Annotated in this window: 24 protein-coding genes; 9 read left to right on the forward strand and 15 right to left on the reverse strand. The window is 74.0% G+C overall.

Annotated features, from left to right (window positions below; all coding sequences use genetic code 11):
* The first annotated feature begins 348 nt into the window (after nucleotides 1-348).
* Complete coding sequence (locus ACZ5GH_RS10565; RefSeq protein WP_464334052.1) at nucleotides 349-1,590, forward strand: peptidoglycan-binding domain-containing protein; 1,242 nt, start codon at nucleotides 349-351, stop codon at nucleotides 1,588-1,590.
* 69 nt (nucleotides 1,591-1,659) lie between these two features.
* Here ACZ5GH_RS10565 and ACZ5GH_RS10570 read toward each other — a convergent pair whose 3' ends face one another.
* From ACZ5GH_RS10570 to ACZ5GH_RS10585, 4 genes are all read right to left on the reverse strand, one after another.
* Nucleotides 1,660-2,244 carry a TMEM165/GDT1 family protein gene (locus ACZ5GH_RS10570; RefSeq protein ID WP_464336813.1) on the reverse strand — a complete coding sequence of 195 codons (585 nt, stop codon included), beginning with the start codon at nucleotides 2,242-2,244 and terminating at the stop codon, nucleotides 1,660-1,662.
* 269 nt (nucleotides 2,245-2,513) lie between these two features.
* A complete protein-coding gene (locus tag ACZ5GH_RS10575; RefSeq protein ID WP_387749275.1) occupies nucleotides 2,514-3,299 on the reverse strand; it encodes an ABC transporter permease in 786 nt (261 codons plus the stop codon).
* A 44-nt stretch (nucleotides 3,300-3,343) separates the two neighbouring features.
* Complete coding sequence (locus ACZ5GH_RS10580) at nucleotides 3,344-4,975, reverse strand: dolichyl-phosphate-mannose--protein mannosyltransferase (RefSeq protein WP_464334053.1); 1,632 nt, start codon at nucleotides 4,973-4,975, stop codon at nucleotides 3,344-3,346.
* 187 nt (nucleotides 4,976-5,162) lie between these two features.
* On the reverse strand, nucleotides 5,163-6,467 hold the full coding sequence (locus tag ACZ5GH_RS10585) for an MFS transporter (protein ID WP_387748602.1): 1,305 nt from the start codon (nucleotides 6,465-6,467) through the stop codon (nucleotides 5,163-5,165).
* A gap of 144 nt (nucleotides 6,468-6,611) precedes the next feature.
* Between ACZ5GH_RS10585 and ACZ5GH_RS10590 the strand changes: the two genes are divergently transcribed.
* A complete protein-coding gene (locus ACZ5GH_RS10590) occupies nucleotides 6,612-7,193 on the forward strand; it encodes a MarR family winged helix-turn-helix transcriptional regulator (RefSeq protein ID WP_387748600.1) in 582 nt (193 codons plus the stop codon).
* Between the two features lie 172 nt (nucleotides 7,194-7,365).
* Here ACZ5GH_RS10590 and ACZ5GH_RS10595 read toward each other — a convergent pair whose 3' ends face one another.
* The 3 genes from ACZ5GH_RS10595 to ACZ5GH_RS10605 all read right to left on the reverse strand — a co-directional run bounded on the left by ACZ5GH_RS10595 (nucleotide 7,366) and on the right by ACZ5GH_RS10605 (nucleotide 10,985).
* Complete coding sequence (locus ACZ5GH_RS10595; RefSeq protein ID WP_387748598.1) at nucleotides 7,366-9,192, reverse strand: glycosyl hydrolase family 18 protein; 1,827 nt, start codon at nucleotides 9,190-9,192, stop codon at nucleotides 7,366-7,368.
* A 355-nt stretch (nucleotides 9,193-9,547) separates the two neighbouring features.
* On the reverse strand, nucleotides 9,548-10,207 hold the full coding sequence (locus ACZ5GH_RS10600; RefSeq protein WP_387748596.1) for an FxLYD domain-containing protein: 660 nt from the start codon (nucleotides 10,205-10,207) through the stop codon (nucleotides 9,548-9,550).
* A 217-nt stretch (nucleotides 10,208-10,424) separates the two neighbouring features.
* Nucleotides 10,425-10,985, reverse strand: a complete 561-nt coding sequence (locus tag ACZ5GH_RS10605; RefSeq protein ID WP_387748594.1) for a DoxX family protein — start codon at nucleotides 10,983-10,985, stop codon at nucleotides 10,425-10,427.
* Nucleotides 10,986-11,199: 214 nt separating this feature from the next.
* On the opposite strand from ACZ5GH_RS10605, the gene ACZ5GH_RS10610 reads away from it, so the two are divergent.
* Nucleotides 11,200-11,832: a MarC family protein gene (locus ACZ5GH_RS10610; protein ID WP_387748592.1), complete on the forward strand. Its 633-nt coding sequence runs from the start codon at nucleotides 11,200-11,202 to the stop codon at nucleotides 11,830-11,832.
* 57 nt (nucleotides 11,833-11,889) lie between these two features.
* Here the strand turns inward: ACZ5GH_RS10610 and ACZ5GH_RS10615 are convergent, their stop codons facing one another.
* The gene (locus ACZ5GH_RS10615) at nucleotides 11,890-12,429 is read right to left on the reverse strand and encodes an NADPH-dependent FMN reductase (protein WP_464334054.1); all 540 of its coding nucleotides are present in this window, start codon (nucleotides 12,427-12,429) and stop codon (nucleotides 11,890-11,892) included.
* A gap of 75 nt (nucleotides 12,430-12,504) precedes the next feature.
* Nucleotides 12,505-12,969, reverse strand: a complete 465-nt coding sequence (locus ACZ5GH_RS10620; protein WP_387748588.1) for an Lrp/AsnC family transcriptional regulator — start codon at nucleotides 12,967-12,969, stop codon at nucleotides 12,505-12,507.
* A gap of 189 nt (nucleotides 12,970-13,158) precedes the next feature.
* Here ACZ5GH_RS10620 and ACZ5GH_RS10625 point away from each other — a divergent pair, with 189 nt between their 5' ends.
* Both ACZ5GH_RS10625 and kynU read left to right on the forward strand, forming a co-directional pair.
* Nucleotides 13,159-13,989, forward strand: a complete 831-nt coding sequence (locus tag ACZ5GH_RS10625; protein ID WP_387748586.1) for a tryptophan 2,3-dioxygenase — start codon at nucleotides 13,159-13,161, stop codon at nucleotides 13,987-13,989.
* A 110-nt stretch (nucleotides 13,990-14,099) separates the two neighbouring features.
* Nucleotides 14,100-15,326: a kynureninase gene (gene kynU, locus ACZ5GH_RS10630; protein WP_464334055.1), complete on the forward strand. Its 1,227-nt coding sequence runs from the start codon at nucleotides 14,100-14,102 to the stop codon at nucleotides 15,324-15,326.
* Nucleotides 15,327-15,440: 114 nt separating this feature from the next.
* On the opposite strand, the gene ACZ5GH_RS10635 is transcribed toward kynU, so the two are convergent.
* Nucleotides 15,441-16,385, reverse strand: coding sequence for a hypothetical protein (locus ACZ5GH_RS10635; protein WP_387748582.1), 945 nt, complete (start codon nucleotides 16,383-16,385; stop codon nucleotides 15,441-15,443).
* Nucleotides 16,386-16,461: 76 nt separating this feature from the next.
* Here ACZ5GH_RS10635 and ACZ5GH_RS10640 point away from each other — a divergent pair, with 76 nt between their 5' ends.
* On the forward strand, nucleotides 16,462-17,091 hold the full coding sequence (locus ACZ5GH_RS10640) for a TetR/AcrR family transcriptional regulator (RefSeq protein ID WP_387748580.1): 630 nt from the start codon (nucleotides 16,462-16,464) through the stop codon (nucleotides 17,089-17,091).
* 175 nt (nucleotides 17,092-17,266) lie between these two features.
* On the opposite strand, the gene ACZ5GH_RS10645 is transcribed toward ACZ5GH_RS10640, so the two are convergent.
* On the reverse strand, nucleotides 17,267-18,745 hold the full coding sequence (locus ACZ5GH_RS10645; protein ID WP_387748578.1) for a choice-of-anchor A family protein: 1,479 nt from the start codon (nucleotides 18,743-18,745) through the stop codon (nucleotides 17,267-17,269).
* Between the two features lie 415 nt (nucleotides 18,746-19,160).
* On the opposite strand from ACZ5GH_RS10645, the gene ACZ5GH_RS10650 reads away from it, so the two are divergent.
* From ACZ5GH_RS10650 to ACZ5GH_RS10660, 3 genes are all read left to right on the forward strand, one after another.
* On the forward strand, nucleotides 19,161-19,868 hold the full coding sequence (locus ACZ5GH_RS10650; RefSeq protein WP_464334056.1) for a 4'-phosphopantetheinyl transferase family protein: 708 nt from the start codon (nucleotides 19,161-19,163) through the stop codon (nucleotides 19,866-19,868).
* Nucleotides 19,869-20,011: 143 nt separating this feature from the next.
* Nucleotides 20,012-20,497 (forward strand): DUF2269 family protein, encoded by a 486-nt coding sequence (locus tag ACZ5GH_RS10655; protein ID WP_464334057.1) that lies wholly within the window; start codon nucleotides 20,012-20,014, stop codon nucleotides 20,495-20,497.
* A 109-nt stretch (nucleotides 20,498-20,606) separates the two neighbouring features.
* Nucleotides 20,607-21,446, forward strand: a complete 840-nt coding sequence (locus ACZ5GH_RS10660) for a helix-turn-helix domain-containing protein (RefSeq protein WP_464334058.1) — start codon at nucleotides 20,607-20,609, stop codon at nucleotides 21,444-21,446.
* A 91-nt stretch (nucleotides 21,447-21,537) separates the two neighbouring features.
* Here the strand turns inward: ACZ5GH_RS10660 and ACZ5GH_RS10665 are convergent, their stop codons facing one another.
* The 4 genes from ACZ5GH_RS10665 to ACZ5GH_RS10680 all read right to left on the reverse strand — a co-directional run bounded on the left by ACZ5GH_RS10665 (nucleotide 21,538) and on the right by ACZ5GH_RS10680 (nucleotide 25,479).
* A complete protein-coding gene (locus ACZ5GH_RS10665; protein WP_464334059.1) occupies nucleotides 21,538-21,972 on the reverse strand; it encodes a hypothetical protein in 435 nt (144 codons plus the stop codon).
* Between the two features lie 225 nt (nucleotides 21,973-22,197).
* Nucleotides 22,198-23,094 (reverse strand): amidohydrolase family protein, encoded by an 897-nt coding sequence (locus tag ACZ5GH_RS10670; protein ID WP_387748570.1) that lies wholly within the window; start codon nucleotides 23,092-23,094, stop codon nucleotides 22,198-22,200.
* Nucleotides 23,091-24,725, reverse strand: coding sequence for an acyl-CoA dehydrogenase family protein (locus tag ACZ5GH_RS10675; protein WP_387748568.1), 1,635 nt, complete (start codon nucleotides 24,723-24,725; stop codon nucleotides 23,091-23,093). The genes ACZ5GH_RS10670 and ACZ5GH_RS10675 overlap by 4 nt, the downstream gene beginning before the upstream one ends.
* Nucleotides 24,709-25,479 (reverse strand): TetR/AcrR family transcriptional regulator, encoded by a 771-nt coding sequence (locus ACZ5GH_RS10680; RefSeq protein WP_464334060.1) that lies wholly within the window; start codon nucleotides 25,477-25,479, stop codon nucleotides 24,709-24,711. Before ACZ5GH_RS10680 ends, ACZ5GH_RS10675 begins: the two co-directional genes overlap by 17 nt.
* Nucleotides 25,480-25,607 lie beyond the last annotated feature (128 nt).

Here is a 25,607-nt window from a genome sequence, read left to right on the forward strand (position 1 = left end):
CGTGGGCATGGCGTCTCCAGGGGGTCGCGGGCCCGTCGCCCGGGCCGTGCGGATGATCACTCCCAGCTCACCGCGCTGGTCGGTTCGTCCCGATTCGTTCCGTCGGGTCGAACCGAGCGTAAGCGCCGGGGACGACCGCCGCGCCCCGGGCGTTCCCCGAGGGGCCAACCGGCACCAACCGGCACAACACCCCCGCCGGCGGACGGACGCCCCTGTCCACCCTTCGGGCGGTCCTGCATAATCAGGCGCGATCGTGCGCCCCGGTCCGCCCGGAACGTGCGCCGAACGACCGAACGACCGCCCGCGGAGCCGACGCGGAACCGACGCGAAACCGAGGAGGACCGGCCGATGCCGGACCAGCACTGCCCGACGTGCGGCACCGCACGCTCCACCGGGTGCGGCTGCGTCCCGGACCCGAGCCTCACCGAGACCGCCGTCCTGCCCCACCTCGAAGGGCCGCTGGTCCGCCCGTACGTCCCGCAGACCGCCGACCAGGTGGCCGACGAGGCCCACCCGAACGCGCCCGTGGTGGACCCGTTCGCGACCACGGTGCTGCCGCCCGTCCCCCAGGGACGGCCCGGGCCGCCGGCCGCTCCCCCGCTCGGACCGGACGCGGACGCGTACGCCACCACGGTGCTGCCGCCCGCCGCCCCGGGTCAGGGCTCGTTCGGGCCGGACGCCGGCGCCTACCCGGACGGCGGCTACCCGGAAGCCCACGCCACCACCGTGCTGCCGCCGGTCCCGCCCGCCGGGCCGGGCGGGTACCCGGGGGCCGCGCAGCCGCAGCCACCGATGCCGGGGCCGGGACCGGACGCCGACGAGATCGGCCTCTTCCGCTTCGGCCCGGGCCCGGACTTCGGGTCGGGCCCGGACTTCGGGCCGGGCCCCGGCCCGGGCGCGGGCTCCGGACGGACCCCGGGCTCGCCCGGGCCGCAGGCCGGCGGCGGCCGGGCCGCCAGACGGGCGGCCGAGCAGGCCGACCGGCGGCCGCTCGCCCAGCGCAAGGGGCTGCTCGCCGGGGTCGGTGCCGCCCTGGTGGCGCTCACCATCGGCGTCGCCTACGCCGTGACGCCCTCCGCCGAGCCGCCGGCCGAGCAGTCCCGACCGCTGCCGACCAGCACCCTGGCGCCCGCGCCGGTGGACCCGCCCTCCCTGGCGGCGCCCGCCCCCAGCGCGGCGGCGCCGACCAGCGAGGCACCGAGCCCGACGGCCACCGCCACCCGCAAGCCGAGCCCGACCAGGACGGCCACCCCGACGCCGACCCCCACGCCGACGACGCCGCCTCCTCCCCCGGTCCAGCCGCCCGCGCCGGCCCCCGTCCCGACGCCGACGCCCACCCCCACGCCCACCCCGACGCCCACCCCTCGGCTGCTCCAGCTCGGGATGAACGGGCCGGACGTCAAGGACATGCAGCAGCGCTTGTACGCCGCCGAGTGCGGATTCGTCGACAAGTCGATCATCACCGGCACCTTCGACTACTGGACCCAGTCGGTGCTCAGCAGCTACCAGCGGGAGAACCGGATCAAGGGCGAGAACGGCGTCTACGGTCCCAAGACCCAGGCCGTCCTCACCGCCGACCCGGGCTGCTGACCCCCGCTCGTACGAAGGGGCGGCGGCCGCCCACCGGCGGCCACCGCCCCACTCGTCACCCCGCGGCCGTCAGCCGGTGATCGCCCCGAAGATGCTGATGCCCGCCAGCACCACCATGATCGTCGCCGCCACCCGGACGATCAGCTTCATCGGCACGTGCTTGAGCAGCTTCTGCCCGCCCACGATGGCGATCCCGCCGACCGCGCACAGCGCCAGCCAGGAGCCGAGGCCGACGGCCAGCGGGTCCGCGTACTTGGCCGCCAGGTTGGCGGTCATGATCTGGGTCAGGTCGCCGAACTCGGCGATCGCGACGACCACGAAGCTGGCCCCGGCCACCTTCCAGAAGCTGTTCGAGGACGGCTCCTTGGCCGCGTGCTCGTCGTCGTCCCCGCCGTGGAACAGCAGCATCGCCGCGCCGACCAGGAACAGCACGCCGGTGACGCCCTCCACCCAGCGGTGCGGAAGCAGCGAGAGCAGCTGCCCGGCGACGAGCGCGAGGCCCACTTGGAGGGCGAAGGCGGCGGCGATGCCCGCGAAGACGTAGCTCGCACGGTACTTGGTGCCGAGCACCAGGCTGGCCAGCGCGGTCTTGTCCGGCAGTTCGGCCAGGAAGATGACGCCGAAGGTCAACGCGGCAACGGTAGGACTCATCAGAGGTTTCCTCGGTCGGGCTGCCCGGCCACCGCAGCTCCGTCAGGGGACGCTTCGGCCCGACAGCACTGGTCATGGTCACAGCACTGCGGCCGAAGGTCTCGCCGGCAACGCCCTGTCGAGCGATGCCCCGGGCGCCGGGCCCCTGGGGGCCAGTATGTCGACGGTCCGGTGGAGGGCTACTCCCCTTCAACGACGCCAAGCGTACCCGACGGCGTGAGCCGGCCGGTCCCAGCAGGCCGCCCCCACCCGAGGCCCCCTGCCCGCCGCCGCTACCCGCCGCCCCCGTCCGCCCCGGGCGCGACCAGTCCGCGGCCGACCAGCTCCAGGACCACCACGATCGCCACCGACTCCACCGCCAGCAGCCCGATCAGCACGAACAGCTGCACCGCCCCCGCCTGGACCGGCGAGGCCCCGCCCAGCAGCATCCCGACGAACGCCCCGGGCAGGGTGACCAGGCCGACCGTCCGGGTCTGGTCCAGCGCCGGGACGAGCGAGGTCGCCGCCGCCGTCCGGCAGATCTCCAGCCGGGCGTCGCGCTCCTCGAAGCCGAGCGCCAGCGCGGCCTCCACCTCGCCGCGCCGCAGCCGCAACTCGTCCAGGGCCCGCCGCCCGGCCAGCGAGGTCGCGGTGAGCGCGCCGCCGATCAGGATGCCCGCGACCGGGATGAGGGACAGGCCCCGGGCCGGCAGCAGCCCGACGCCCAGCAGCAGGGCCAGCACCGGCAGCACCCCCGCGCCGATCGGGGCGGCCGCCCAGACCCAGGCCGGGCCCGGGGTCATCCGCCGCCCGGCGGTGCGCACCGCGACCGAGAACATCAGCACCACGAACAGCGCCGACCACCAGAGCGAACCGACCACCCAGGTGATCACCGCGGCGACGGCGGCCAGCTGCACCACCGCGCGCAGCCCGGCCCGCAGCACCGCGTGCCCGTGGCCGAGCAGGCCCCACCCGGCCACCGCGACGGCGGCCGGCAGCAGCACGGCCGTGACCACCCCGAGCACCGGGGTGACCGGCAGCAGCTGCCCGCCGGAGGCCGCCAGGTCCGCGGGGAGCATCAGGTCCGGCCCGTCGGGCAGATCCAGGCCATCGGCCGAGCCCGTCAGATCCAGCTGGTGAACCACATCCGGTCCTGCCAGGACGACATCGGGATCACCTCCGCCGTGTACAGCGGGTAGAAGAACGCGAAGCAGCCGACGATCGCGAGCACGACCGCCCCGGCCCCGATCGCCCCGATCCGGCGGCGCCCGGGGCCGCATCCGGCCGGGCCGAGCATCGCCCCGAGCATCTGGGCGACGGCCAGGCACAGGAACGGCACCAGCACGACCATGTAGAAGGAGAAGATCGTCCGCTCCTGGTACCGGAACCAGGGCAGGTAGATCCCGGCCACCGCGCACAGCACCGCGCCCGAGCGCCAGTCCCGCCGGAAGAACCAGCGCCACAGCAGGTAGACCAGCGCGAAGCAGGCCGCCCACCAGAGGAACGGCGTGCCGAGGCCGAGGATCTGCGCCGCGCAGCCGCCCGAGGAGGTGCAGCCGCGCTGCCCGGCCGGGACCTGCTCCCAGTACATCGAGACCGGGCGGCCGTCGACCAGCCAGGCGAAGGGATTGGACTGGTAGGTGTGCGGGGTGCTCAGACCGGTGTTGAAGTCGTACATCTGCGAGTGGTAGTGCCACAGGCTGCGCAGCGGCGCGGGCACCCAGCTCATCGGGATCTGCGGCAGCGGGATGCCCAGGACGCTGTCCGGGGAGAGCCCGGCGCGCCCGTCGGCCCAGTGCCGGTCGTAGCCGCCCCCGCCGTTGGCGCCGGTACCGCCGGTGGCCAGCCAGCCGCTCCAGGCGCCGACGTACACCACCGCGGCGGAGCCGACCATGGCGAGGAAGGCGGGCACGGCGTCCCGGCGCAGCATGGAGCGCCAGGGGCGGCGGGCGCCGGCGCCGCGGCGGCCGGAACCGTCCCACAGGACGGTGAGGACGCCGAGGGCGGCGAGGATCGGTGCGCCGTTCCACTTGACGGCGCAGGCGGCGCCGAGGAACACCCCGGCGGCGATCCGCCATGGGCGCCACCCCAGCCGGACGGTGTCGCCGCCGGCGGCCTCGGCGACGCGGGCGAGCCGGGCGCGGGCGTGGTCGCGGTCGATCAGCAGGCTGCCGAAGGCGGCGAGCACGAAGAACATCTGGATGCCGTCGAGCAGGCCGACCCGGCTCATCACCAGCTGGAGGCCGTCCACCGACATCAGCAGCGCGGCGGTGCAGCCGACCAGGGTGGAGCCGAAGAGGCGGCGGCCGATCCGGGCCAGCATCAGCACGGTGACGGTGCCGAGCAGGGCGGTCATGAACCGCCAGCCGAAGGGGTCCAGTCCGAACAGCTGCTCGCCGATCGCCATCACCCATTTGCCGAGCGGCGGGTGCGCGATGAACTCGGGTGCGGAGGTCAGCGGGATGGACTGGGGGACGGACAGGATGTCGGCGTTGGCGTGGTCGGGCCAGGTGCCCTCATAGCCCTGCTGGAGCAGCGACCAGGCGTCCTTGGGGTAGTACGTCTCGTCGAAGACGAAGGAGCCCGGGTGGCCGAGGTCCCAGAACCGCAGCAGGCCGGCGAAGAGCGCGACGGCGACCGGTCCGAGCCAGCCCGCGTGGTCGGCCGCCCAGCGGACCAGGCCGCCGCGCGGGGCCGGTGCCGGGGCGGCGGGGGCCGGGGCCGCCGGTGGGTGCGTGAGCGCCGCTTGCGTCATAGCCTCGCCGATTCGCCTGTCTGCTCTGCCCGGGGCCTGGCTCCGCCCGGGTCGTGCCGCCCCGGCCGGGGCAGGGCGGTCGACAGCCACTGACACTATGTGGCGGTGCCCGCGAAGCCAAGCGCGACGGGCGCCGACCAGGTGACCTGGTCGGCGCCCGTTTCGAACGCCCGGACGGGCCGTTCCGCTACGCGGCGGTCTGCAGCTCCCGGACCGGGACGGCGCGGACCACGACCGGCGCCGCGTTGTCCTGCTCCGGCGTGAGGTACGGGCGCAGCCGCAGCGCCATGACGACGATCAGCAGCGTGGAGCCCGCCATGGCCGCCAGGTAGAGCGCCCAGGTGCCGGAGCCGACCAGCAGCACGCCGACGGCCGGGCCGACCGCGATCGCTATCTGCTTCACCAGGGCGTACCCGGCGTTGTAGGTGCCGAGCAGCCGGGCCGGGGCGAGGTCCGCGACGATCGGGCCCATGGTGGGCGCGAGCAGCGACTCGCCGACGCCGAAGAGGGCGTAGATCGAGACGATGGCGACCGTGGCAGCCATGGTCTCGGTCCGGATCAGGCCGGCCACCAGGGCCATCGCCCAGGCGCCGAGCCAGACCAGGCCGGCCGCGGCCATCGCGGTGGTGCGGCGGCGGCGCGCGGTGATCCGCACCATGAACATCTGCAGCACCACGATGGTCAGCGCGTTGGCGCCGATCGCGAAGCCCAGGGTGGAGGGCGCGGTGCCGACGGTGTCGGTGGCGAAGGCCGCGACGCCGGACTCGAACTGGCCGTAGCAGGTGAAGAAGATCAGCCCGGCGAGCAGGCAGAGCCGCAGCATCGCCTTGTCGGCGACCAGCGCGCGCAGCCCCGTCGGGCCGTCGGCCTTGCCCTGGACGACGCTCAGCTGGACCAGGGGCATCCGGGCGGTGCCGGTGACCAGGGCGAGGCCGAGGAACGTCGCCGCCTCGATGGTGAACAGCCGGGTGAGGCTGGCCGGGTCGGAGACGTCCACGATCTGCCCGCCGACCAGCGCACCGATGCCCATGCCCAGGTTGACCAGGGTGAACTGGAGCGCGAAGGCGTGCGAGCGGGTGGCCGCCGTGGAGCAGCGGACGATCATCGTGGCCAGCGCCGGCTGGCAGGTGGTGACGCCCGCGCCGAACAGGAAGGAGGAGACCAGCAGGGCCGGGGTGCCGGTGGCGTGGCCGAAGGCGAACGCGCCGGTGGCGGCGAGCGCCGTACCGGCCAGCAGCACCGGGCGGGGGCCGTACCTGTCGATGCCGCGGCCGGTGAACGGGAGGACGGCGAGGGCCGCCAGCGCGAAGACGGTGAACACCATCCCGGCCGCCAGCGAACCCAGCCCGCGCACCTGGTCCACGTACACGAACATGTACGGCATCGTGAACCCGCTGCCGAACGCGCTGAGCGCGTTGCCGATCTGGACGCGGCGCAGCGGGCCGCCCGCTCCACGCCGCTGCTGCCTCTGCTGCTTCACCGTGCCGGTCACCGTGCACATCCCTTCCTGGTTTCAACTGGATACTCTTAAGTCCAGAAGATTTCAGAGCTAAAGTTTGACGAAATAAAGTCTTAGCACCGGAAGAGTGCGGAGTCAAAGGCTTAAGGGGTGCACGCTCGTGGGAGACTGGTCCGCATGACTACGGACAAGCCGCGGCCGGCTGCCGGCCAGCCCGCCCCGGCCACCCCCCTGGAGTTCGGCATCGCCGAGCAGGTGGCCCTCTACCAGCGGGAGTTCCCCACCGTCGACCCCCAGGTGGAGACGATCGTGCAGACCCTCAACCGGGTCTCCCGGCGGATGGGCGTGGCGTACGACCGGCAGCTGACTGTGCTCGGAATCACCTCCGCCGAGTGGGAGGTGCTCAAGGCCCTGGTGGTCTCCGGCAGCCCGTACCGGCTGGGCCCGGGCGAGCTGGCCAAGCGGCTCGGACTCACCCCGGCGGCGATGACGCACCGGATCGACCGGATGGTGGCCGACGGCCTGGTCACCCGGGACCGGGACGAGACCAACCGGGTGCGGGTGATCATCGAGCTCACCGAGACCGGCCGCGACAAGTGGCTGGAGTCGATGCGGATGGCGGCGGTGTTCGAGGAGGAACTGCTCCAGGACGTCGTGGGCGAGGAGCGCACCGCGCTCTGCGCGACGCTGGGCCGGATGCTGCGGCGGATCGAGGAGAGCCAGCCGGACGCGCTCGGGCGCACCGACGACCTGGTCTGACGCCGGCGGGCCGACACTCCGACGCGCCGGAGCGCCGGAGCGTGCGGGCCCCGCGCGGGCCCCGGGAACGCGAACGGGTCCGGCCCGCCGGGAGGAGGTTCCTCCCGGCGGGCCGGACCCGTCGCTTCAGGTGCTGCGAGGATCCGTCAGGCCCTCGGCGGTCCGTCGGTCGTCAGCAGGGGCCGTTGTCGGTCCAGACGCCCCACTGGCCGCTCAGGCTCGGGTCGTCGCCCTTGGTCCACCACTTGTTGGTGTAGTAGTGGCCCTTCCACGAGACCTTGGTGCCGCCGGCCGCGTAGGTGGTGTTCGCGTCCCAGCTCGGGGCGGCCGGGCAGGAGCTCGGGGTGCCGGTCGGGGTCCCGGTGGGGGTGGTGGTCGGCGTGCCCGTGGGGGTGCTGGTGGGCGTGCCGGTCGGGGTGCCGGTGGGCGTGCCGGTCGGGGTCGGGGTCGGCGTGCCGGTCGGCGGGGCCGGGCAGGCGGAGGCCGAGCCGTTGGTGGCGCTCACCATCTTGTCGAACAGACCGGTCCTGGTGCCCAGGTCGTACAGCGAGAAGGCGAAGGAGCCGCCGAGGCCGTTGCAGTGTGCGTAGTCGATCTTGGCCTGGATCGACTTGGCGTCCTCACCGCTCCAGAAGGTGTTGCCGTCGTAGAAGTACGTGGTCTTCGCGTCGTCGTCCCAGAAGGTCTTGGACGGGTTGTCGACGAAGCCCGCGAGCTCCTTGAACATCTGGATGCCGGGGACGTTGCCGGACATCGCCGCGCCGGCCGCCGGCTGGGTGGCGGGCTGGAACAGGCCGTGCTTGCCGTTGTCCTTCACTCCGGTCCAACCGCGGTAGTAGAACGGCACACCCATGTTGATCTTGTTGGCGGGGAAGCCGCCGGGGATGCCGTACTCCTTGTCACCGGCGGTCCAGGCCTTGATCGCGTTGTCGATCGAGTACTTCCCGTTGCCCGGCTTGGCCGGGGTTGACGGGTCGTTCGGGCCCGAGTACAGCGGCGCCTGGTGGTTGGTCGGCCCCTGCGGGTCCCAGCCGCCGTGCATGTCATAGGTCATGACGTCGAGGAAGGTCAGGTACTGACCGATCTTGTCCGTCTCGACGTTCATGATCTTGTCCTGGCCGGCGCCGACCGCCGCCGACAGGGCGTAGGTCTTGCCGTCGGTCTTGCCCTGCGCGTCCAGCTGGGTGCGGAACTCCTTCAGCAGCGCGGTGAAGTTCTGCTTGTCGGCCGGGCTGGAGATGTTGCCGGTGTGGCCGCCGCCGCCCGGGTACTCCCAGTCGAGGTCGACGCCGTCGAAGATCCCGGCGGCGGAGCCGGGGCCGCCGTAGCCGGCCTCGCTGGGCAGGTTGCCCTTGATGAACATGTCGATGCAGGACGACACCAGGTGCTTGCGCGAGGCGTCCGTGGCGGAGGCCGGCGAGAAGAACTTGGAGTAGGTCCAACCGCCCAGCGAGATCAGGACCTTGAGGTTGGGGTTCTTCGCCTTCAGCTTCTTCAGCTGGTTGAAGTTGCCCGCGATCGGCTGGTTCCAGACGTCGCCGACGCCGTCGACCGAGATGTCCGCGCCGAAGCTCTTCTGGTAGTCGGCGAACGCGTCGCCCGCGCCGTCACCAGCGTTGGGGTTGTTGTCGTTCGTGTCGGCGGCCTTGGTGGCCTCGAAACACCCCAGGTCGGTCGGGTGGATGTTGGCGAACGAGTAGATCAGGTAGTCCAGGTTCTTGGCGACGCCGGTGTCCTGGATCGTCTTGGGGTAGTACGCGTTCGCGTAGATCGACCACTGGTCGAAGTAGGCGACCTTGATGCCGCCGCTGGTGGCGGGCGCGCCGGTGGAGTTGGTGGTCGCGGCGTTGGCGGCGACGCCGCCGGACAGCGCGAGGCCGGCGCCGAGCAGCAGGGAGGCGGTGGTGCCGGCCGCGATGGCGGCCAGGCTCTTGGGGTGGCGTCGGCGGCCGCCCTGCGGGGCCGGGGCCCCGGCCCTTTCAATGCGTGAGCGCAGCATGGGTGCGTGACTCCTGGTTGTGGGGGTACCCGTCGGCCCGGGGGCACGCGTCCGGGGTGGGGCCGGACGACCGGGACATGACAGGCATGGGTGGGGAATCGAGCGGATCAGACCATGACGGACTACCGGGATGTGCCGAACCGGCGCCCGCGGCACACGGCCGCTGACGCCGGTTCAGGGGCTCCCTGCACCTGGGCAATAAAAATGGACTAGACCAACTCAACCGTCAAGGGGGGCTGCCGGGCCTTGAGACCCGCTTAAGGTTCCACCCCCGCGCTGAGCTGGGCGGCTGCGCGCGGAGTCCGCACCTGAGTTCGGGTGCCGGAGCCGGGAGTGCCGGAGCCGGATGCCGGACTCAGTAGCGGACGGCGTTGGCGACCTCGGCCTTGACCGTGCCGGAGAGGCTCCGGTTGGCGTGCGCGGTGGCCTGGGCGCTCTGCCCTGCGGCCACGTCCGGGACGGTCACCGCGGTCGCGTCCAGCACCTTGCCGGACTCGTCGGTGAAGTCCAGCTGGATCACGTACCGGTACGACTGCCGGCCGTGGTTGGTGACGGTCAGCGGCACCTGCGGCTTGCCGTCCGACCCGGTCTCCACCGCCCCCGCGGTGACGTCCCCCTTGGCGTCCAGCCCGCCCTTGATCCCGGCGACGGCCGAGGAGGCCGACGACACCGCCGCCGAGGCCTGCGCCTCCGCCGAGGCGATCGCCGCCCCCGCCCCGCCGGCCGCCGACGCCAGCGCCGAGGCCGCCGCACTCGCGCCCTTCTCCACCGCCGCCGCGGCCGAGGAGGCCACGCTGCTCCCGCTCTTGCCGGAGGAGCAGCCCCCGAGCGCCGCCGCGCCGGCCACCGCCACGGCCAACACCCCTGCCACCGCGCACCGTCGGTGGCGCAGCGGCGGTGCGTCCAGGTCCTGCGCGGTGGTCCTCGGCGGGGTCGGGGAGCCCGGGCCGGTCTTCGGGCCCGCCTCCGCGGGGCGGAGACGGGCCCGGGCGCGGGCGAGCGGCTGGCGGTCCATGCGGTCCCTCGTTTCCGGTCGGCACCGGGCTGCCCGGCACACCTCCCGCCCACCCTCCGAGGGCCGGTGGACCGCCGCCAGCAGGGCTGCTGCCTCCGGGTGACGCGGCCGCGGACGGGTCCGGTGCCGCCCTGGAGGGCCACTGGGGCCTGCCTCGAACTCCCGCCGTGCGCCCGGGCGCCAGGAAGAGCCCGGAGCCCTAGGAGAGCCCGGAGCCCTAGGAGAGCCCGGAGCCCTCCTGCGAGTCCGCCTCCACCGCGGCCCGCTCCTCGCGCAGCCGCACCAGGTGCCGGCGCCGCGCCACCACCCCGTACGCCCCGGCGGCGCTCGCCACGAAGGACGCCAGGCCGACCCACGGCCGGTCGAAGACGTGGCCGGTCAGGTGGTCCAGCGAGTACCGGCCGGCCCCGGCCAGGCCGATCGCCAGCCCGGTCGCGCCGAGGAAGGCCGGGTACTCGTAGCCGCCGGACATCGCGAAGAAGCCGGCCGGGGCGTGCACGGACACCGCGCCCGCCATCGTCCCGGCCACCACCGCGCCGGCCGCCGGGGTGGCCAGCCCGGCCACCAGCAGCGCGCCGCCGCCCGCCTCGCCGAGACCGGCCGCGAGCGCGCTCTGCCGGGCGGGGTGGAAGCCCATGTGCTCCATGGCCTCGGTGGTGGCCTCCAGGCCGCCGCCCCCGAACCAGCCGAACAGCTTCTGGGTGCCGTGCGCGATCAGCACTCCGCCGACCGCGCTGCGCAGGGCCAGCAGGCCCAGGTCCTTACGGTTCAGGCACATCTCGCATCCTCGTTTCCGCGGCGGCGTGGACCTGCTCGGTGGCGGTCCTGTCTCCATAGCAACCGAGAGCGCCCACCGCTTCGAGCCGGGGCCGCCATCCGGGCGAATCCGCCGCCGGCCAGGAATGAACCGTCCGGCGAGAAGATTCACGCCACGCCCGACCGCGGGGGCGTGGCGGACCGGCCACCCGGAGGCCCGCGGCCATGCTTGGCCCATGTTCGTCTTCAACCTGAGCAGCGCCTTCATCACCTTCTTCGCCGTGGTCGGCCCGCCGAAGACCCTGTTGTCCTTCGCCCGGCTGGCCGGGACCCGGAGCAACCTGGAGCTGCGGCGGCTGGCGGCGCTGAGCACGGCCATCTCGGCGGTGATCGGCCTGGTACTCGGCTTCGGGGCCGACGAACTGACCACCCTGTTCCACATCAGCGACCAGTCGCTCCAGCTCGCGGGCGGGGCGATCTTCTTCGTCTACGCCGTCGCGCTGGTCTTCGGCGTCCACCTCGGTTCGGACGGCGACGAGGACGAGCACCTGGCGAACCCACTGGTGGACGGCATCCGCGAACTGCTGCTGCCGTACATCGCCAGCCCGCTCGCCGTCACGGCCGTCCTGGTCGCCTCGCTCAACCAGGACGACTGGGGGTGGAAGGCCGCCGTCGCCGGGGCGTACGTGGCCGTCGCGGTGATCAACTACCTCTGCGTGGCGGTGCTCGCGCCGCTGATGCGACGCACCCACCGCACGTCGCTGGAGGTGCTGTCGCGGCTGCTCGGGATGCTGCTGGCGGCGGTCGGCGTGGAACTGTTCCTGGAGGGCCTGGCCGGGCTGGGGGTGCACCTTCCGGCCGGGCACTGAGCCCGCCGGGCCGCCCGCCGGTCGGTCAGCCGGTCAGCCCTCCTGTCAGCCCTCCTGTCAGCCCGCCGCGAGGCGGGCCAGCACCTCGCCGATCCGCTCCCGCACCAGCGGGTCGGCGACCAGCCCGTCCGGGCCGACGGCCCCGCGTGCCGGCGGCAGCCGGACGCAGGCCTCGTCCAGCACGGCCGCGCCGGTGTAGCCGAGGACGGCGCGCAGGGTGGCCTCGGCCCCCTGGCCGCGCCCCGGGCCGGCGGCGTTGATCCAGCCGGTCGGCTTGTCCGAGATCTCGATGCCGCCGACCGTCCAGTCCAGCAGGTTCTTGAACGCGCCCGGCAGCGTCCCGGCGTACTCGGGGGTGCAGACCAGCAGCGCGTCGGCCGCCCCGATCGCGGCCCGCAGCGCGGCCACCGGCTCCGGCAGCGGGTCGGTGTCGAGGTCCGGGTTGAAGTGCGGCAGCCCGGCCAGTCCGTCGTAGTACGTGGTCCGCAGCCCCGGAGTGGCGGCGGCCACCGCGGCCGCGGTGCGCAGCACGGTCTCGTTGGTGGATCCGGCCCGCAGGCTCCCGGGCAGCAGCAGGATGTGGCGCTCGTTCGGCATGCCGGGAACCTACTCCCTGACGTCCGCGTCAAGGCCGGCGCGCCGGCCGGCCCCGGCGCGACGACGCGGCGGCGGTCAGCGCGGCGGCACCACGGGCCGCCAGGGCACCGGGCTGGAGAGGATCATCGAGCTGGACGGCTGGCCGTAGCGGCCGAGCCGGTCGCACACCCCCTCGAACTCGGCCATCGACGACACCGCGACGAGCAGCACGCAGCACGCCCCGCCGGTGACCCGGTGCAGCTGCACCACCTCCGGCCAGGTCGGCACCTCCGGGTCGCGCAGCACGCAGCGCGGGCCGTAGCACTGGATCTGGACCAGCGCGGTGATCGGCAGCCCTGCCCTGGTGAGGTCCACGTGGGCGTGGTAGCCGCTGATCACCCCCTCGGACTCCAGCCGGCGGACCCGTTCGGCCACCGCGGGTGCGGACAGGCTCACCCGGCGGGAGAGTTCGTTGTACGAGAGCCGGGCGTCGGCCTGGAGCTCGGCGAGCAGACGACGGTCGACGGCGTCCAAGGCGACCTCCCGGGTGGTCGGGATCAAGGGATTTCCGTTCGTAAAGCGAATCGGCGCAACGCCTCGCGAACGACAGCTCCGAACGCGGTTGCGATGCCCGTCGACCATTCAAGCGGGGGGCACCGCCGCCGCACAATGGGCACCCGGTGGAACCCGGCAGTCCGGCTGGATCACCGGACCGGGCGACGGGGCCCGGAGGATCAGGAGGCATCGGGTATGGGGCACGACACGGTGGAGACGCCCAAGCTGTCGTTCGGTCGCGGCGGAGCACCGGGCCGAGGGACCCCGTACGCCCAGTACGCGCGCCTGGACGAACTGCACGGCCTGCAGCACCCGCGCAGCGAGGAGCCCGCCGAGCTGTCGTTCATCGTCACCACCCAGGTGATGGAGCTGCTGTTCGACCTGCTGCGGCACGAGTGGACGCTCGCCGGGCAGGCGCTGCGCGAGGACGACCTGACCGCCGCGCTGGCCGCGCTGCGCCGGGGCACCCACGTGCAGGACGTCCTGGTGGAGTCCTGGGACCTGCTGGCCACCATGACCCCGCACGAGTTCAACTCCTTCCGCGCGCTGTTCGGCGAGGCCTCCGGCTTCCAGTCCTCCGCCTTCCTGCGGCTGGAGTTCCTGCTCGGCAACAAGAACGCCGCACTGCTGAACATGTACGACGGGATGCCCGGCACCCAGGCCGAGCTGGCCGAGGCGCTGCGCTCCCCCGGCCTGTACGACGAGGCGCTGGCCCTGCTGGCGCGCCGCGGCCTCGCCCCCCGGCAGGCCCCCTCCGAGCGGCGGTACCAGCCGTCCGCGGAGGTCGAGGCGGCCTGGCGGCGGGTCTACACCGAGCCGGAGTTCGCCGCGCTCCAGCCGCTCGCCGAGGCCCTGCTGGACGTGGCCGAGCGGGTCACCCGATGGCGCCAGCGGCACCTCTCGGCGGTCAAGCGGACGATGGGCGGCAAGCCCGGCTCGGGCGGCTCCAGCGGGCTGACCTGGCTGCGCAAGTCGGCCGAGCAGGACGTGTTCCCGGAGCTGTGGACGGTCCGGGACGGGCTGTGACGGCGGAGACGGACATGACGGCCACGGCGGCTGCGACGGCCGCGACGGCGGTGGCGGGCACTTCGGGAACGGGACGGGCCGGACACACGGATGACGAGGAAGGGACGGGCATGACCACGCGCGAGGAATGCGAGGCGCTGGACGCCGTCGACCCGCTGGCGGCGTTCCGCAAGGAGTTCGCCCTGCCGGACGGAGTGATCTACCTGGACGGCAACTCGCTGGGCGCGCTGCCGGTGCGCACGCCCGAGCGGGTGCGCCAGGTGGTCGAGGAGGAGTGGGGCCGGGAGCTGATCCGCAGCTGGAACGACGCCGGCTGGTTCGAGCAGCCGTACCGGCTGGGACGGCGGATCGCACCGCTGATCGGCGCCGGTCCGGCGCAGGTGGTCGTCTGCGACACCACCTCGGTCAACCTGTTCAAGGTGCTGTCGGCCGCGCTGCGGCTGCGCCCGGGCCGGCGCACGGTGCTCGGCGACGCCGAGGCCTTCCCGACCGACCTGTACATCGCCGAGGGCGTGACCGGCCTGGTCGAGGGCGCGCGCAGCACGCTGATCCGCCCCGAGGAGCTGGACCGCCACCTGGACGGGGACGTCGCCGCGGTCGTCCTCTCGCACGTGGACTACCGCACCGGCGAGCTGCTGGACGTGCCCGGCATCACCGCCCGGGTCCGGGCCGCGGGCGCCCTGATGATCTGGGACGTGTGCCACTCGGTGGGCGCGCTGCCGATCGAACTCGACGCCGCGGGAGCGGACTTCGCGGTCGGCTGCACCTACAAGTACCTGAACGGCGGCCCCGGCTCACCGGCCTTCCTGTACGTCGCCGAGCGGCACCTGGCGGCCGGCCCGCTCCAGCCGCTGAGCGGCTGGTTCGGCCACGCCCGGCCGTTCGCCTTCGAGCCCGGGTACGACCCGAAGCCGGGCATCGGCCGGTTCCTGACCAGCTCGCCCTCGCTGCTCGGCCAGGCCGCCCTCGGCGCCTCGCTGGACGTCTGGGAGCGGGTCGACCTGGCGGCGGTCCGGGCGAAGAGCCTGGCGCTGACCGACCTGTTCGTCTCGCTGACCGAGCGGCTGGACGGCATCGAGGTGGTGACCCCGCGCGAGCACGCCCGGCGCGGCAGCCAGGTCGCGCTGCGGCACGCCGACGGCTACCCGGTGGTGCAGGCGCTGATCGAACGCGGGGTGATCGGCGACTTCCGGGCGCCGGACCTGATGCGCTTCGGCTTCACGCCGCTCTACCTCTCGTACACCGAGGTCTGGGACGCCGCCCGGCAGTTGGCCGAGGTGCTGGAGACCGGTGAGTGGCGGGCGGAGCGCTTCTCCCGCCGGGGCGAGGTGACGTAGGGCGCGCCCGGTGGATCCCTGCCGTGCACCCGGCAGGGATCCGCGGGACGCGCCCCGGCCCCCGGGCACCGGTGGCGCGCTCCTCCTTCGAGAGGAACCGGCCTGCGCGGGGCGTCAGTTCGTCAGCTCCTCGACCAGCGCGCGGTAGACCGCGAAGGCCGGCTTGGGCGTGTAGTCGTCGCGCAGCAGGCCGAAGTGCGGGAACGGTCCGGCGCCCGCGCTGTCCGCGTCGCGCAGGGCGAAGAACGCGTAGCCGGCGACGTTGAGTTCGGCGGCGAGCCCGGCGACCGTCCGGACCACCTCCGCCACCACCTCGGCCTGCCGCGCCTCGCTGCGCCCGGGGCCGGTGGGCCAGCCGTTCTCGCAGATCCGCAGCGGGACGCCGGGCCCGATCCCGGCCCGCGGCAACGTGTCCCGGCGGAACCCGGTGAGCACCGCCCGTACCGCGTCGGCGAGTCGACCGGGCGGGACGGGGCGGAAGACGTCCGGGAAGAAGTCCAGGCCGACGTAATCCAGGGCCCGGTGGAAGCGCTCGTCGGCGAGCCGGCCGAGCTCGGGCCAGAAGGTGTCCGCGGGGTCGAAGGAGGGCACCGCGTTGAAGCCGACGGCCAGCCGGTCGAATCCGTGGGCCAGCGCCTCCTCCTTGGCCGCGACCACGCCCTCGACCAGCGCCCGGCGGACGTTGGGGATGCTGCCGTCCACGGGCGGGAGGTCGAGGTTGGGCTCCTCGCAGATCTGCAGCAGGGCGAGGCGGTGCCCCTCGGTCCGGACCGTCCGCCGGACGAAGTCCAGCCAGCCCGCCAACTCCCCGCCGCGCTCCCGGTACTGGACCACCAGGTCGAGCCGGCGGCCCTCGACGGCGTACCGCTCGGGCCGCTCCGGGGTGTGCTCGCCGCCCGGGTACGAGCGGTAGGCGCGGACCAGGAACTCCGCCGCGCCGCCCTGGAGCAGGCGCAGGGCGGCGGTGATCCGGGCCGGGTCGTCGGGGCGGGCGGGCGTGATCACACCGGTGTCGTCACCGGCCGCCCCGCCGGGGTAGATGCCGAAGGTGAAGGTCATGCCGCCACCGTAGCCGATATTTTTGGTGTCACTGCAAGTTTGGAGTGACACCACGATCTACGGATAGAATCCGGCCATGGGACTTCGCGAACTCAAGAAGCAGCAGACCCGGGAGCTGCTGTCCGACACCGCCATGGGCCTGTTCGCCGAGCGCGGGTTCGACCGGGTCACGGTGGTCGAGGTGGCCCGGGCCGCCGGGGTCTCGCCGAACACGGTCTTCAACTACTTCCCGACCAAGGAGGACCTCTTCTTCGACCGGCAGGAGGAGGTGGTCGCCCACCTGGCCGCCGTGGTCCGGCACCGCCCGGCGGGCAGCACGGCCGTGGACGCCGTCCGGGACGACCTGCTGACCGCCTTCGCGAACGCGGAGCCGACGGTCGGGCTGGACCCGGGGATGGCGGCGTTCTGGCGGATCGTCGAGGACAGCGCCGCCCTGCGGGCCCGGCTGCTGGAGCTCGGCGAACGGGCCGAGGCGGCGCTCGCGGCCGCCCTGGCCGAGGAGTCGGGGGCCGCACCGGAGGACCCCCTCCCCCGGATCGTGGCCGGAGCCGTCGCGGGGGCGCACCGGGCCGTCCTCGGCGAGGTCCGGCGGGCCGTGGTGGCCGGGGAGCCCGCCGAGACCGTGCGGACCCGGGTGGAGGCGGCGGTGGACCGCGCCTTCGGGCTGCTCGGCTCGGGCCTCGCCCACTACCCGGGCGAGCGGTAGCCGGCCGGAGCCGGGGAACGGGGCGGCGGCGCGGATGGAAGCGGAAGCGGCGCAGGCCACCCGGTCGGTTCGACCCGGGCGGCCTGCGCCGCTGTTCGGCTGCTCGACCGTTCAGCTGCTCGACTGTTCGGCTGTTCAGTGCCTCGGCGCCTCGGCGCCTCCGCCGTACGGTCCGTCAGCTGTGGCGACCGCGACGGCGGGCGGCCAGCACGGCCAGACCGCCGAGGCCGAGCAGGCCGACGCCCGCCAGGCCGAGGACCACCGAGGCGTTGCCCGCGCCGGTGGAGGGCAGCTCACCGCCGCCACCGGGGTGGGGGCTGGTCGGATCCCCGGTCGGGCGGTGGCTGGTCGGGGCCGCACTCGACGTCGTCGCGGTCGCCGACGGCGAGGTCGGCGCGGACGAGGTGGGCGTCGGGCCCGGCGAGGTCGGGCCCGGCGAGGTCGGGCCCGGCGAGGTCGATGACGGGGCCGTCGGCGATGGGAACGTCGGACCCGGCGACGTCGGGGAGGGGGACGGCGTCGGCGAGGTCGGCGACGGGCTGGGCGTCACGGCGCAGTCCGGCAGGTCGCCGTCGAACGGGTAGCTGTGGATCTCGTAGCCGCCGGTGCCGGTGTGGATCAGGTTGCCCGCGAGGTACACCCGGCCGTTCATGCCCGGCTGGGCGATCGTCGTGGTGCCGCTCGGATTGCCGGCCATGACCGAGCCCTGGAACTGGGCGCTGCCGAGGATCCGCGCCGAGCTCGCGGTCGGGAAGTTGTACACCAGCTTGGAGCGCAGCTCGGTGGTCCGGTCGCCCGCCAGACCGGTACCGGTGTAGGTGTTGATGACCGGGCTGTCCCCGAGCATGTTCACCACGACGGTGGCGCCGGCCGGGATGCCGTCGAAGACCAGGCCGATCTGCCCACCGGTCGGCGACGCGAGGCTCCGGGTGACGTTGAAGACCTGCCTCATGCTGGTCCCGTCCCCGGTGAAGGTCGCCTCGTTGGCGGTGACCGCGACGGTGCCGGTCGCGGCGGCCCGGCCGACGCAGTCGGAGACCTCCTGGATCCGGGCCGGCACCGACCGGTAGGGCACGACGGCGTCCGGGTCCTGGATCGACTCGCCCGTCGGGTCGATGCTCACGGTGCCGGTGACCGGGCCGGCGTGGCGCAGGTTGCCGAACGCCGGGCCGTGCGAGTCGCTGCCGCCGATCAGGACGCTGTTGCCGGTCCTGACGTCGACGTCGCCGCCGGTGGTCACGAAGTCGCTGCCGTTCGGCGGCACCACGCGAGAGCCGACGCCGACGACGCCCATGTTGTAGACGCCGCCGCCGTTCTTGTCGACGGTCAGCTTCCCCAGCGTGACGATCTTGCCCTCGGCCTCCGCAGCCCGGCCGTTCACGGTGTAGTCGCCGCCGGTGAAGACGTTGACGGCGGCGTCCCGGCCGGGGAAGTCGCCGTTGTGCGGCGGCGGCCAGGCACTGGGGCAGTCGGACCCGGAGCAGGCACCCGGCGGCGGGGCCAGCGGAGCGGCCGAACCGGTCGTCAGCACCGCGGCCAGCGGCAGCGCGGCGACGGCGGTCGCCACGGCGACCCGGCCGGCCCGGCGCCCGGGCGCGGCCGGGGTCCTCGCGGCGGCGGTCCTGTGATCCGACGAACCGGTGACCTGACCCATCGACAATTCCTCCGTGCGTGAGAAAGGAGCAGGCCCGGACGGACTGCCGCGTTCCGTGCCATCTGCCGGCGATCCAGCAGATCCGGGACATCAAACCTTAAATCGGACTATTCACACCTTACAGATCCTCAGTTCGGAGCTGAAATTCATCCGTACGGAGCAGCGATCGCCCGGGCAAGCGGGAGTTTGGCGGCAGGCCCTTGGGCCTGCCGCCAAACTCCCGTCGTTCGCCCGGAGGGCGGGCGGGGCGGCGTTGGGGTGCGTGCATCGCAAGGCGGAGGAGGGAGCCACTGCGGTGGGGGCACCTCCCGGCCGGAGGCTGGGGGCCATTGGCGACCGACGACAACGCGGCGAGGTGCGTGCCCTGGCGCCGCCCCGCAAACGGGAGTTTGGCGGCAGGCCCTAGGTTGGACGCATGACCACCGAGGCCCAGGAACAGAGCGCGCCGCTCGTCGCCGTCGCGTCCGCCGACGCCGTACTGCGGCACCCCGAGGCGGGCGAACACCTGCTGACCGACCTGGAACGGGAGCGCGCCGCGCGCTTCCGGCACGAGTCCGGGCGGATCGACTTCACCGCCGGGCACCTGCTGGTCCGGCTCTGCGCCGCCCGGCTGCTCGGCGTTCCGGTGGCCGGCCTCGTCCTCGCCCAGCAGTGCCCGGACTGCGGGCTCGCCGACCACGGCAAGCCCTACCTGCCGGACCACCCCGGGGTGCACGTGAGCCTGTCGCACACCCGGGGCGTGGTCGCCGCCGGTGCCGGGTTCCAGCCGGTCGGGGTGGACGTCGAGCTGTCCGCCCGGGGCGGCTCGCTGCGCTCGGTCGCCCGTCGGGTGCTCGCCCCGGCGGAGCTGGCCCTCGTCGAGGCCGACGCGGAGCCGGAGCAGGCGTTCCTGCGGCTCTGGGTGCGCAAGGAGTCGCTGATCAAGATCGGCCGGGCCAGCCTGGACACCCTCGGCCGGGTCGACCTCTCCGGGCTGCCGCTGTCCGTCCCGCCGGGCGCACCGCTGCGCAGCCGGTGGGAGGACCTGCACCTGCTCGACTGGGCCGACCCGGAGCACGCCGCCGCCGTCGCGGCCGTCAGCACCGCCCCGGCCCGGATCGTGGAGCTCACCACGGCGGGCTGAGCACCGGGGCCGGGGGCGGCCCCCGGCGCCCACCCGCGCGGTGGGCCGGTGGATAAGCGGTGTTAGCGTGCCTCGTCGTGGGCACGTCGAACGCGCGTGCCCGCCGACCAGCTGCCCACCGGATTCAAGAGGGTGCCCCCGCCATGGCCAAGTTGCTGCTGAGCCTGCACGTCCTCGTGTCGGTCCTGTTCATAGGCCCGGTCGCGGTGGCCGTCAGCATGTTCCCCCGCCGGGCGAAGGCCGCGCTGGCAGCCGGCGGTCCGGACCGGGCCTCCGACGCCGGTGTGCTGCGGGTGCTGCACCGGATCACCCAGGTCTACGCGCTGCTCGGGGTCGCGGTGCCGGTGCTGGGCATCGGCCTGGCCCAGGTGATGGACGTGCTCGGGCAGTCCTGGGTGATCGTCTCGATGGTGCTGACCGCGGTCGCCGCGCTCGCGCTGCTGCTCTTCGTGCTGCCCGGCCAGCAGGCCGCCGTGGACGCGCTCGAACTCGACCCGTCGGACGAGCAGCACGCCAAGGCCGTCAGCGGCCTGAAGACGCTGCCGATGACCGCCGGGGTGTTCAACCTGCTGTGGGCCGTGGTCGTGGTGCTCATGGTCGTCCGCCCGGGGTCGAGCACCGGCGTCTGACCCCGCTCTCCGGATCCCCGCTGACCACCGCCGCGGGTCACCGCGGGTCCCCGCTGGTCCCCGTCGCCCCCTCCCGTCGACCGGGCTCGTTCGAGTACCGTCCTGGGCCATGACGATCATGGCGGGCATGGGCAGCCCGACGGGAACCGGTGTCGGCCCGCTGCTGCGGGGCTGGCGGGAACGACGGCAACTCAGCCAGCTGGAACTGGCGCTGCGGGCGGACTCCTCGACCCGCCACCTCAGCTTCGTCGAGAACGGCCGCTCCCGGCCCAGCCGGGAGCTGGTGCTGCGGCTCGCCGAGCAGCTGGACGTGCCGGTGCGCGAGCGCAACACCCTGCTACTGGCGGCCGGTTACGCCCCGCACTACCCCGAGACGCCGCTGGACGACCCGTCGATGGCCGCGCTGCGCGCGGGGCTGGAACGGCTGCTGGCCGCCCACGACCCGTACCCGGCGGTCGTGGTCGACGGGTCCTTCCGGGTGCTGGCGGCCAACCGCTCGCTCGGGCTGCTGATGGACGGCGTCGCCCCGCACCTGCTGGAGCCGCCGTTCAACGCGATCCGGGTGACCCTGCACCCGGACGGGCTGGCACCGCGCATCGTCAACCTCCGGCAGTGGCGGCAGCACCTGCTGGAGCGGATGGAACGGCAGCTGGAGCTGGTCCGCGCCGAGCCGCTGCGCCGGCTGTACGAGGAGGTCCGCGGCTACCCCGAACCGGCCGGGGACCAGGGCGACGGGCCGGCCGAGGAAGGGCCCGGCGCCGACGACTTCCCGTTCGCGCTGCCGCTGCGGATCCGGTACGAGGGGCGGGTGCTCTCCTTCCTCTCCACCATCGCGACCTTCAACACGCCGCTGGACGTCACCGTCTCCGAGCTGGCCATGGAGACCTTCCTACCGGCCGACGCGGAGACGGTGCGGTTCCTACAGGCGGTGGTCGGGCCGGAGCGGTAGCCCGGGGCTCGGTCTGCGCCCGGCACTCAGCCCCGCGCCTCAGCCCCGCGCCTCAGTCCCGCTCCTCGGTCCTGCTCCTCAGCCCCGCTCCTCAGTCCCGCGTCCGGGCCTCTCGCCGCAGGGCGGTGATCTGGAGGACGGCGAACAGGGCCACGGTCCCGGCCTGCAGCGGGATCCAGACGAGCCCGGCGGTGGTCGGCTCCAGCCACAGCTCCATCGCGACCAGGCTGAGCACCACCCAGGCCAGGTTGAGGTCGACCACCGCCCGCACCCCGAACACCGGCGGCTGCCGCCGGGCGGCGAGCGCGCCCACCGCGAACGCGTACCCGAGGAGGAAGAGCCCGACGTCGACCAGGGTGGCGCGGCCGGCGCCGAGCAGCTCGCCGAGCGGGCCGGAGAAGGCCAGGTAGGCCAGGCCGTTGCCGCCGGTGACCAGCGCGTCCAGGACGAGCGTGCCGCGCACCGTCCACGGCGAGAAGGCGGAACCGGGCCGGGCGGGCGTGAGGGTGTTCGCGTGGGCGGACATGGCGGATCGCCTCCTGTCGGGGGTGGGAGCCCGGGGCCGTGGCGGCCTCACCGGGTGGCTCCACCCTGCCCGGTGGGGCGGCGGGCGTCGATTACCCCGCAGGTAACGCCCGGTCCGGTCCGCCGGGCATCCGGCGGACCGGCCTGGTGCCGCACCCGTGGTCGGCGGCGCCGCGGGTGCCGCGGGTGCCGCCGAGACCGCAGGTGCCGCAGAGACCGCGGACGGTCAGCCGACCACCGGGGCGGGGAGTCCGAACAGGGCGGCCGCGTTGTCGTGGCAGACCGCCCGCAGCCACTCCTCCCCCAGCCCCAGCCCGGCCAGCGCCTCCAGCTGGTGGACGTACCGGTAGGGGATGTTGGGGAAGTCGCTCCCGAGCAGGACACGGTCCCGGAGCCCGCGCAGGCGCGGCAGTTCCTCCTGCGGGAACGGGGCGTCGGCCTCGGCGAAGTCGGTGAACGCGATGGTGGTGTCCAGCCGGACGGCCGGGTGGCGCTCGGCCAGGTCGAGGAAGTCGCGGTACTCGGGCATCCCGAGGTGGGCGACCACCAGGACCAGGCCGGGGTGCCGCTCCAGCACCGCGCCGATCGGGCCGGGGCCGGTGAACTTGCCCGGCACCGGCCCGGACCCGCAGTGGGTGACCACCGGGGTGCCGGTCTCGGCGAGCAGCCCCCACACCCCGTCCAGCAGCGGGTCCGCCGGGTCGTAACCGCCGACCTGGAGGTGCGCCTTGAACACCCGGGCGCCGTCCTCGATGGCCCGGGCCACGTAGCCCGGCGCCTCGGGCTCGGGGAAGAAGGTCGCGGTGTGCAGGCACTCGGGGGTGCGGGCGGCGAAGTCGGCGGCCCAGGCGTTCAGCCAGCCGGCCATGCCCGGCTTGTGCGGGTAGAGCATCGACGTGAACGCCCGGACGCCGAAGTCCCGCAGTCGCCGGACCCGTTGCTCCTCGGCCTCGCGGTAGGTGATCGGCCAGGGGCGGTTCACCAGCGGGCCGGCCGCGTCGAAGTACGCCCACACCTTGTCGAGGACGTTCTTCGGCATGAAGTGGGTGTGCACGTCGATCAGCCCGGGCAGGCCGAGCGACCGCCAGAACCTCCGTACGCCGTCGGCCTCCTGACCGCTCACGCGATCACCGGGCGGGCGCGGTCGATGACGGCCCCGGTGTCGACCCCGGCCGGCAGGGTGCCGAAGGCCCCGCCGTGGTCGCCGCCCAGCCGGCTCGCGCAGAAGGCGTCGGCCACCGCCGGGCTGCCGTACCGGACCAGCAGCGAGCCCTGGAAGGCCAGCGCCATCGACTCGACCAGTCGGCGGGTGCGGTACTCCAGGTCCCCCGGGTCGGTCAGCTCCTTGCGCAGTGCGGCGACGGCCGCGTCCAGCCGGCGGTCCGCGCCCGCGGCGGCGTCGAGTTCGCCGAGGAAGGCCTCGACGGTCTCCGGGCGCTTGGCCATGGCGCGCAGCGCGTCCAGGGCGGCGACGTTGCCGGAGCCCTCCCAGATCGACACCAGCGGCGCCTCCCGGTAGAGCCGGGGCATCCCGGACTCCTCCACGTAGCCGTTGCCGCCCAGGCACTCCAGCGCCTCGGCGGAGTGCGCCGGACCGCGCTTGCACACCCAGTACTTGGCCACCGCCAGGCCCAGCCGCCGGACCAGCGCCTCGGTCCCGTCCCCGGCGAGGGCCCGGTCGGTGGCCTGGGCGAGCCGCATGGCGACGATCGTGGCCGCCTCGGACTCCACCACCAGGTCCGCGAGCACGTTGCGCATCAGCGGCTGGTCGACCAGCGCCCTGCCGAACGCCCGCCGGTGCAGGGCGTGGTGGACCGCGCGGGTGGCGCCGTAGCGCATGCCGGAGGCCGCGCCGACGGTGCAGTCCAGGCGGGTCATGTTGACCATCTCGATGATGGTCGGGACGCCCCGGCCCTCCTCGCCGACCAGCCAGCCGACCGCGCCGTCGTACTCCAGCTCGGCGGAGGCGTTGGACTTGTTGCCGAGCTTGTCCTTCAGCCGCATCAGCTGCAGGCGGTTGCGGCTGCCGTCCGGCAGGACCCTCGGCAGCGCGAAGCAGCTGAGGCCGCCCGGCGCCTGGGCCAGCGTCAGGAAGAGGTCGGACATCGGCGCCGAGGTGAACCACTTGTGGCCGGTGAGCCGGTAGGTGCCGTCCGACTGCGGAGCGGCGGTGGTGGTGTTGGTGCGGACGTCCGAGCCGCCCTGCTTCTCGGTCATCGACATGCCGGCGATCAGCCCGCGCTTGGTGCGCGGCTCGCGCAGCCCGAAGTCGTACTCCCGGGCGGCCAGCAGCGGCTCCAGCTCGGCGGCCAGCGCGGGGTTGGCGCGCAGGGCCGGGACGGCGGCGTAGGTCATCGAAACCGGGCAGGTGTGGCCGGCCTCGACCTGGCCCCAGACGAAGAACCTGGCGGCGCGGGCGGCGTGGGCCCCGGGGCGCTCGTCGCGCCAGGGCGCGGCGTGCAGGCCGTACGAGACGGCGGTGCGCATCAGCTCGTGCCAGGACGGGTGGAACTCGACCTCGTCGATCCGGTGGCCGAAGCGGTCGTGGGTGCGCAGCACCGGCGGGTTCTCGTTGGCCAGCCGGCCCCACTCGGCGGCCTGCTCGGAACCGGCCAGCCGGCCCAGCTCGCGCAGCTCGGGCTCGGCCCAGCCGGCGCCGGCCCGCTGGAGGGCGGCGAGCAGGGTGGGGTCGGCGGCGGTGTCGTGTCCGTACGGCAGGGGCACCTGGTTGGTGACCTCATGCGTCGCTGTCATCGCGTCCTCCCAGGGCACGCAGGGTGAAGGAGACCAGGGCGGGGACCACCGTGGTGGTGTCGCTCGGCGGGTTGTCGCCGGGGCTGCTGTCGCTCGGGGGGCTGTCGCCGGGGCTGCTGTCGCTCGTTGGGTTGTCGCTGGGGCTGCTGTCGCGCCGTTCGGGATCGGCTTCGAGCGTCGTGGCCGGTGTGGTCCGTGCGGCCGGTGCGGCCGGTGTGACCGGGGCGGCGGCCAGTGGGCCGGCCAGGGCCTCGCCGACCGCTCCGACCAGGGCGGCGGCGGTCAGTACCGGGTCCTGCTCGGGCAGTTCGCCGCTCGCCACGGCGGCGGCGATCTCGGTGGCGATGACGTCCCGGAACGCCCGCCGGAACACCAGGCGCTCCTCGTCCACGACCGCGTCGGCCGGCTCGACCAGCAGCGCGTACGCCAGCCGGGGCGCGCGCAGGGCGCGGGCGGCGAAGGTCTCGACCACGGCGGCGATCCGCCGCTGCGGGGTGTCCCGGACGGCCACCGCCGCGTTGACCGCGTCGATCTCGTGGGTGACCACCCGGCGGAACAGCTGCACCGACAGGTCGGCCTTGCCGGAGAAGTGCTGGTAGAGGCTGCCGGTGGCGATCCCGGCGCGGTCCGCTACGGCGGCCATCGTGCAGCCGCCGTAGCCGCGCTCGGCGAGCAGGCCGACCGCCGACTGGAGGACCGCTTCACGCTGGGCGTCCAGGCGGGCTTGTACGGCGGGGGTGCGTCGGTAGGCCATGGAAGCATTGAAGCACTGATTCACTGCTTCGGGGAGGGGGTGGACAGGCCCGGTCGGGCGGCACTCGCGGAACGCGCGAGGAGGCCGCCCCGGGAACGCGGGGCGACCTCCTCCTCATTGCTCCGTGC

It is taken from the genome of Kitasatospora sp. Xyl93 (genome assembly GCF_055383135.1).

Bases quoted from the DNA above. Each gene is read 5' to 3' on its own strand.
- ACZ5GH_RS10565 (WP_464334052.1), top strand. From the start codon at position 349: ATGCCGGACCAGCACTGCCCGACGTGCGGCACCGCACGCTCCACCGGG.
- ACZ5GH_RS10575 (WP_387749275.1), bottom strand. From the start codon at position 3,299: ATGCTCCCCGCGGACCTGGCGGCCTCCGGCGGGCAGCTGCTGCCGGTC.
- ACZ5GH_RS10580 (WP_464334053.1), bottom strand. From the start codon at position 4,975: ATGACGCAAGCGGCGCTCACGCACCCACCGGCGGCCCCGGCCCCCGCC.
- ACZ5GH_RS10590 (WP_387748600.1), top strand. From the start codon at position 6,612: ATGACTACGGACAAGCCGCGGCCGGCTGCCGGCCAGCCCGCCCCGGCC.
- ACZ5GH_RS10595 (WP_387748598.1), bottom strand. From the start codon at position 9,192: ATGCTGCGCTCACGCATTGAAAGGGCCGGGGCCCCGGCCCCGCAGGGC.
- ACZ5GH_RS10600 (WP_387748596.1), bottom strand. From the start codon at position 10,207: ATGGACCGCCAGCCGCTCGCCCGCGCCCGGGCCCGTCTCCGCCCCGCG.
- ACZ5GH_RS10605 (WP_387748594.1), bottom strand. From the start codon at position 10,985: ATGTGCCTGAACCGTAAGGACCTGGGCCTGCTGGCCCTGCGCAGCGCG.
- ACZ5GH_RS10610 (WP_387748592.1), top strand. From the start codon at position 11,200: ATGTTCGTCTTCAACCTGAGCAGCGCCTTCATCACCTTCTTCGCCGTG.
- ACZ5GH_RS10615 (WP_464334054.1), bottom strand. From the start codon at position 12,429: ATGCCGAACGAGCGCCACATCCTGCTGCTGCCCGGGAGCCTGCGGGCC.
- ACZ5GH_RS10625 (WP_387748586.1), top strand. From the start codon at position 13,159: ATGGGGCACGACACGGTGGAGACGCCCAAGCTGTCGTTCGGTCGCGGC.
- kynU (WP_464334055.1), top strand. From the start codon at position 14,100: ATGACCACGCGCGAGGAATGCGAGGCGCTGGACGCCGTCGACCCGCTG.
- ACZ5GH_RS10635 (WP_387748582.1), bottom strand. From the start codon at position 16,385: ATGACCTTCACCTTCGGCATCTACCCCGGCGGGGCGGCCGGTGACGAC.
- ACZ5GH_RS10640 (WP_387748580.1), top strand. From the start codon at position 16,462: ATGGGACTTCGCGAACTCAAGAAGCAGCAGACCCGGGAGCTGCTGTCC.
- ACZ5GH_RS10645 (WP_387748578.1), bottom strand. From the start codon at position 18,745: ATGGGTCAGGTCACCGGTTCGTCGGATCACAGGACCGCCGCCGCGAGG.
- ACZ5GH_RS10650 (WP_464334056.1), top strand. From the start codon at position 19,161: ATGACCACCGAGGCCCAGGAACAGAGCGCGCCGCTCGTCGCCGTCGCG.
- ACZ5GH_RS10655 (WP_464334057.1), top strand. From the start codon at position 20,012: ATGGCCAAGTTGCTGCTGAGCCTGCACGTCCTCGTGTCGGTCCTGTTC.
- ACZ5GH_RS10660 (WP_464334058.1), top strand. From the start codon at position 20,607: ATGACGATCATGGCGGGCATGGGCAGCCCGACGGGAACCGGTGTCGGC.
- ACZ5GH_RS10665 (WP_464334059.1), bottom strand. From the start codon at position 21,972: ATGTCCGCCCACGCGAACACCCTCACGCCCGCCCGGCCCGGTTCCGCC.
- ACZ5GH_RS10675 (WP_387748568.1), bottom strand. From the start codon at position 24,725: ATGACAGCGACGCATGAGGTCACCAACCAGGTGCCCCTGCCGTACGGA.
- ACZ5GH_RS10680 (WP_464334060.1), bottom strand. From the start codon at position 25,479: ATGGCCTACCGACGCACCCCCGCCGTACAAGCCCGCCTGGACGCCCAG.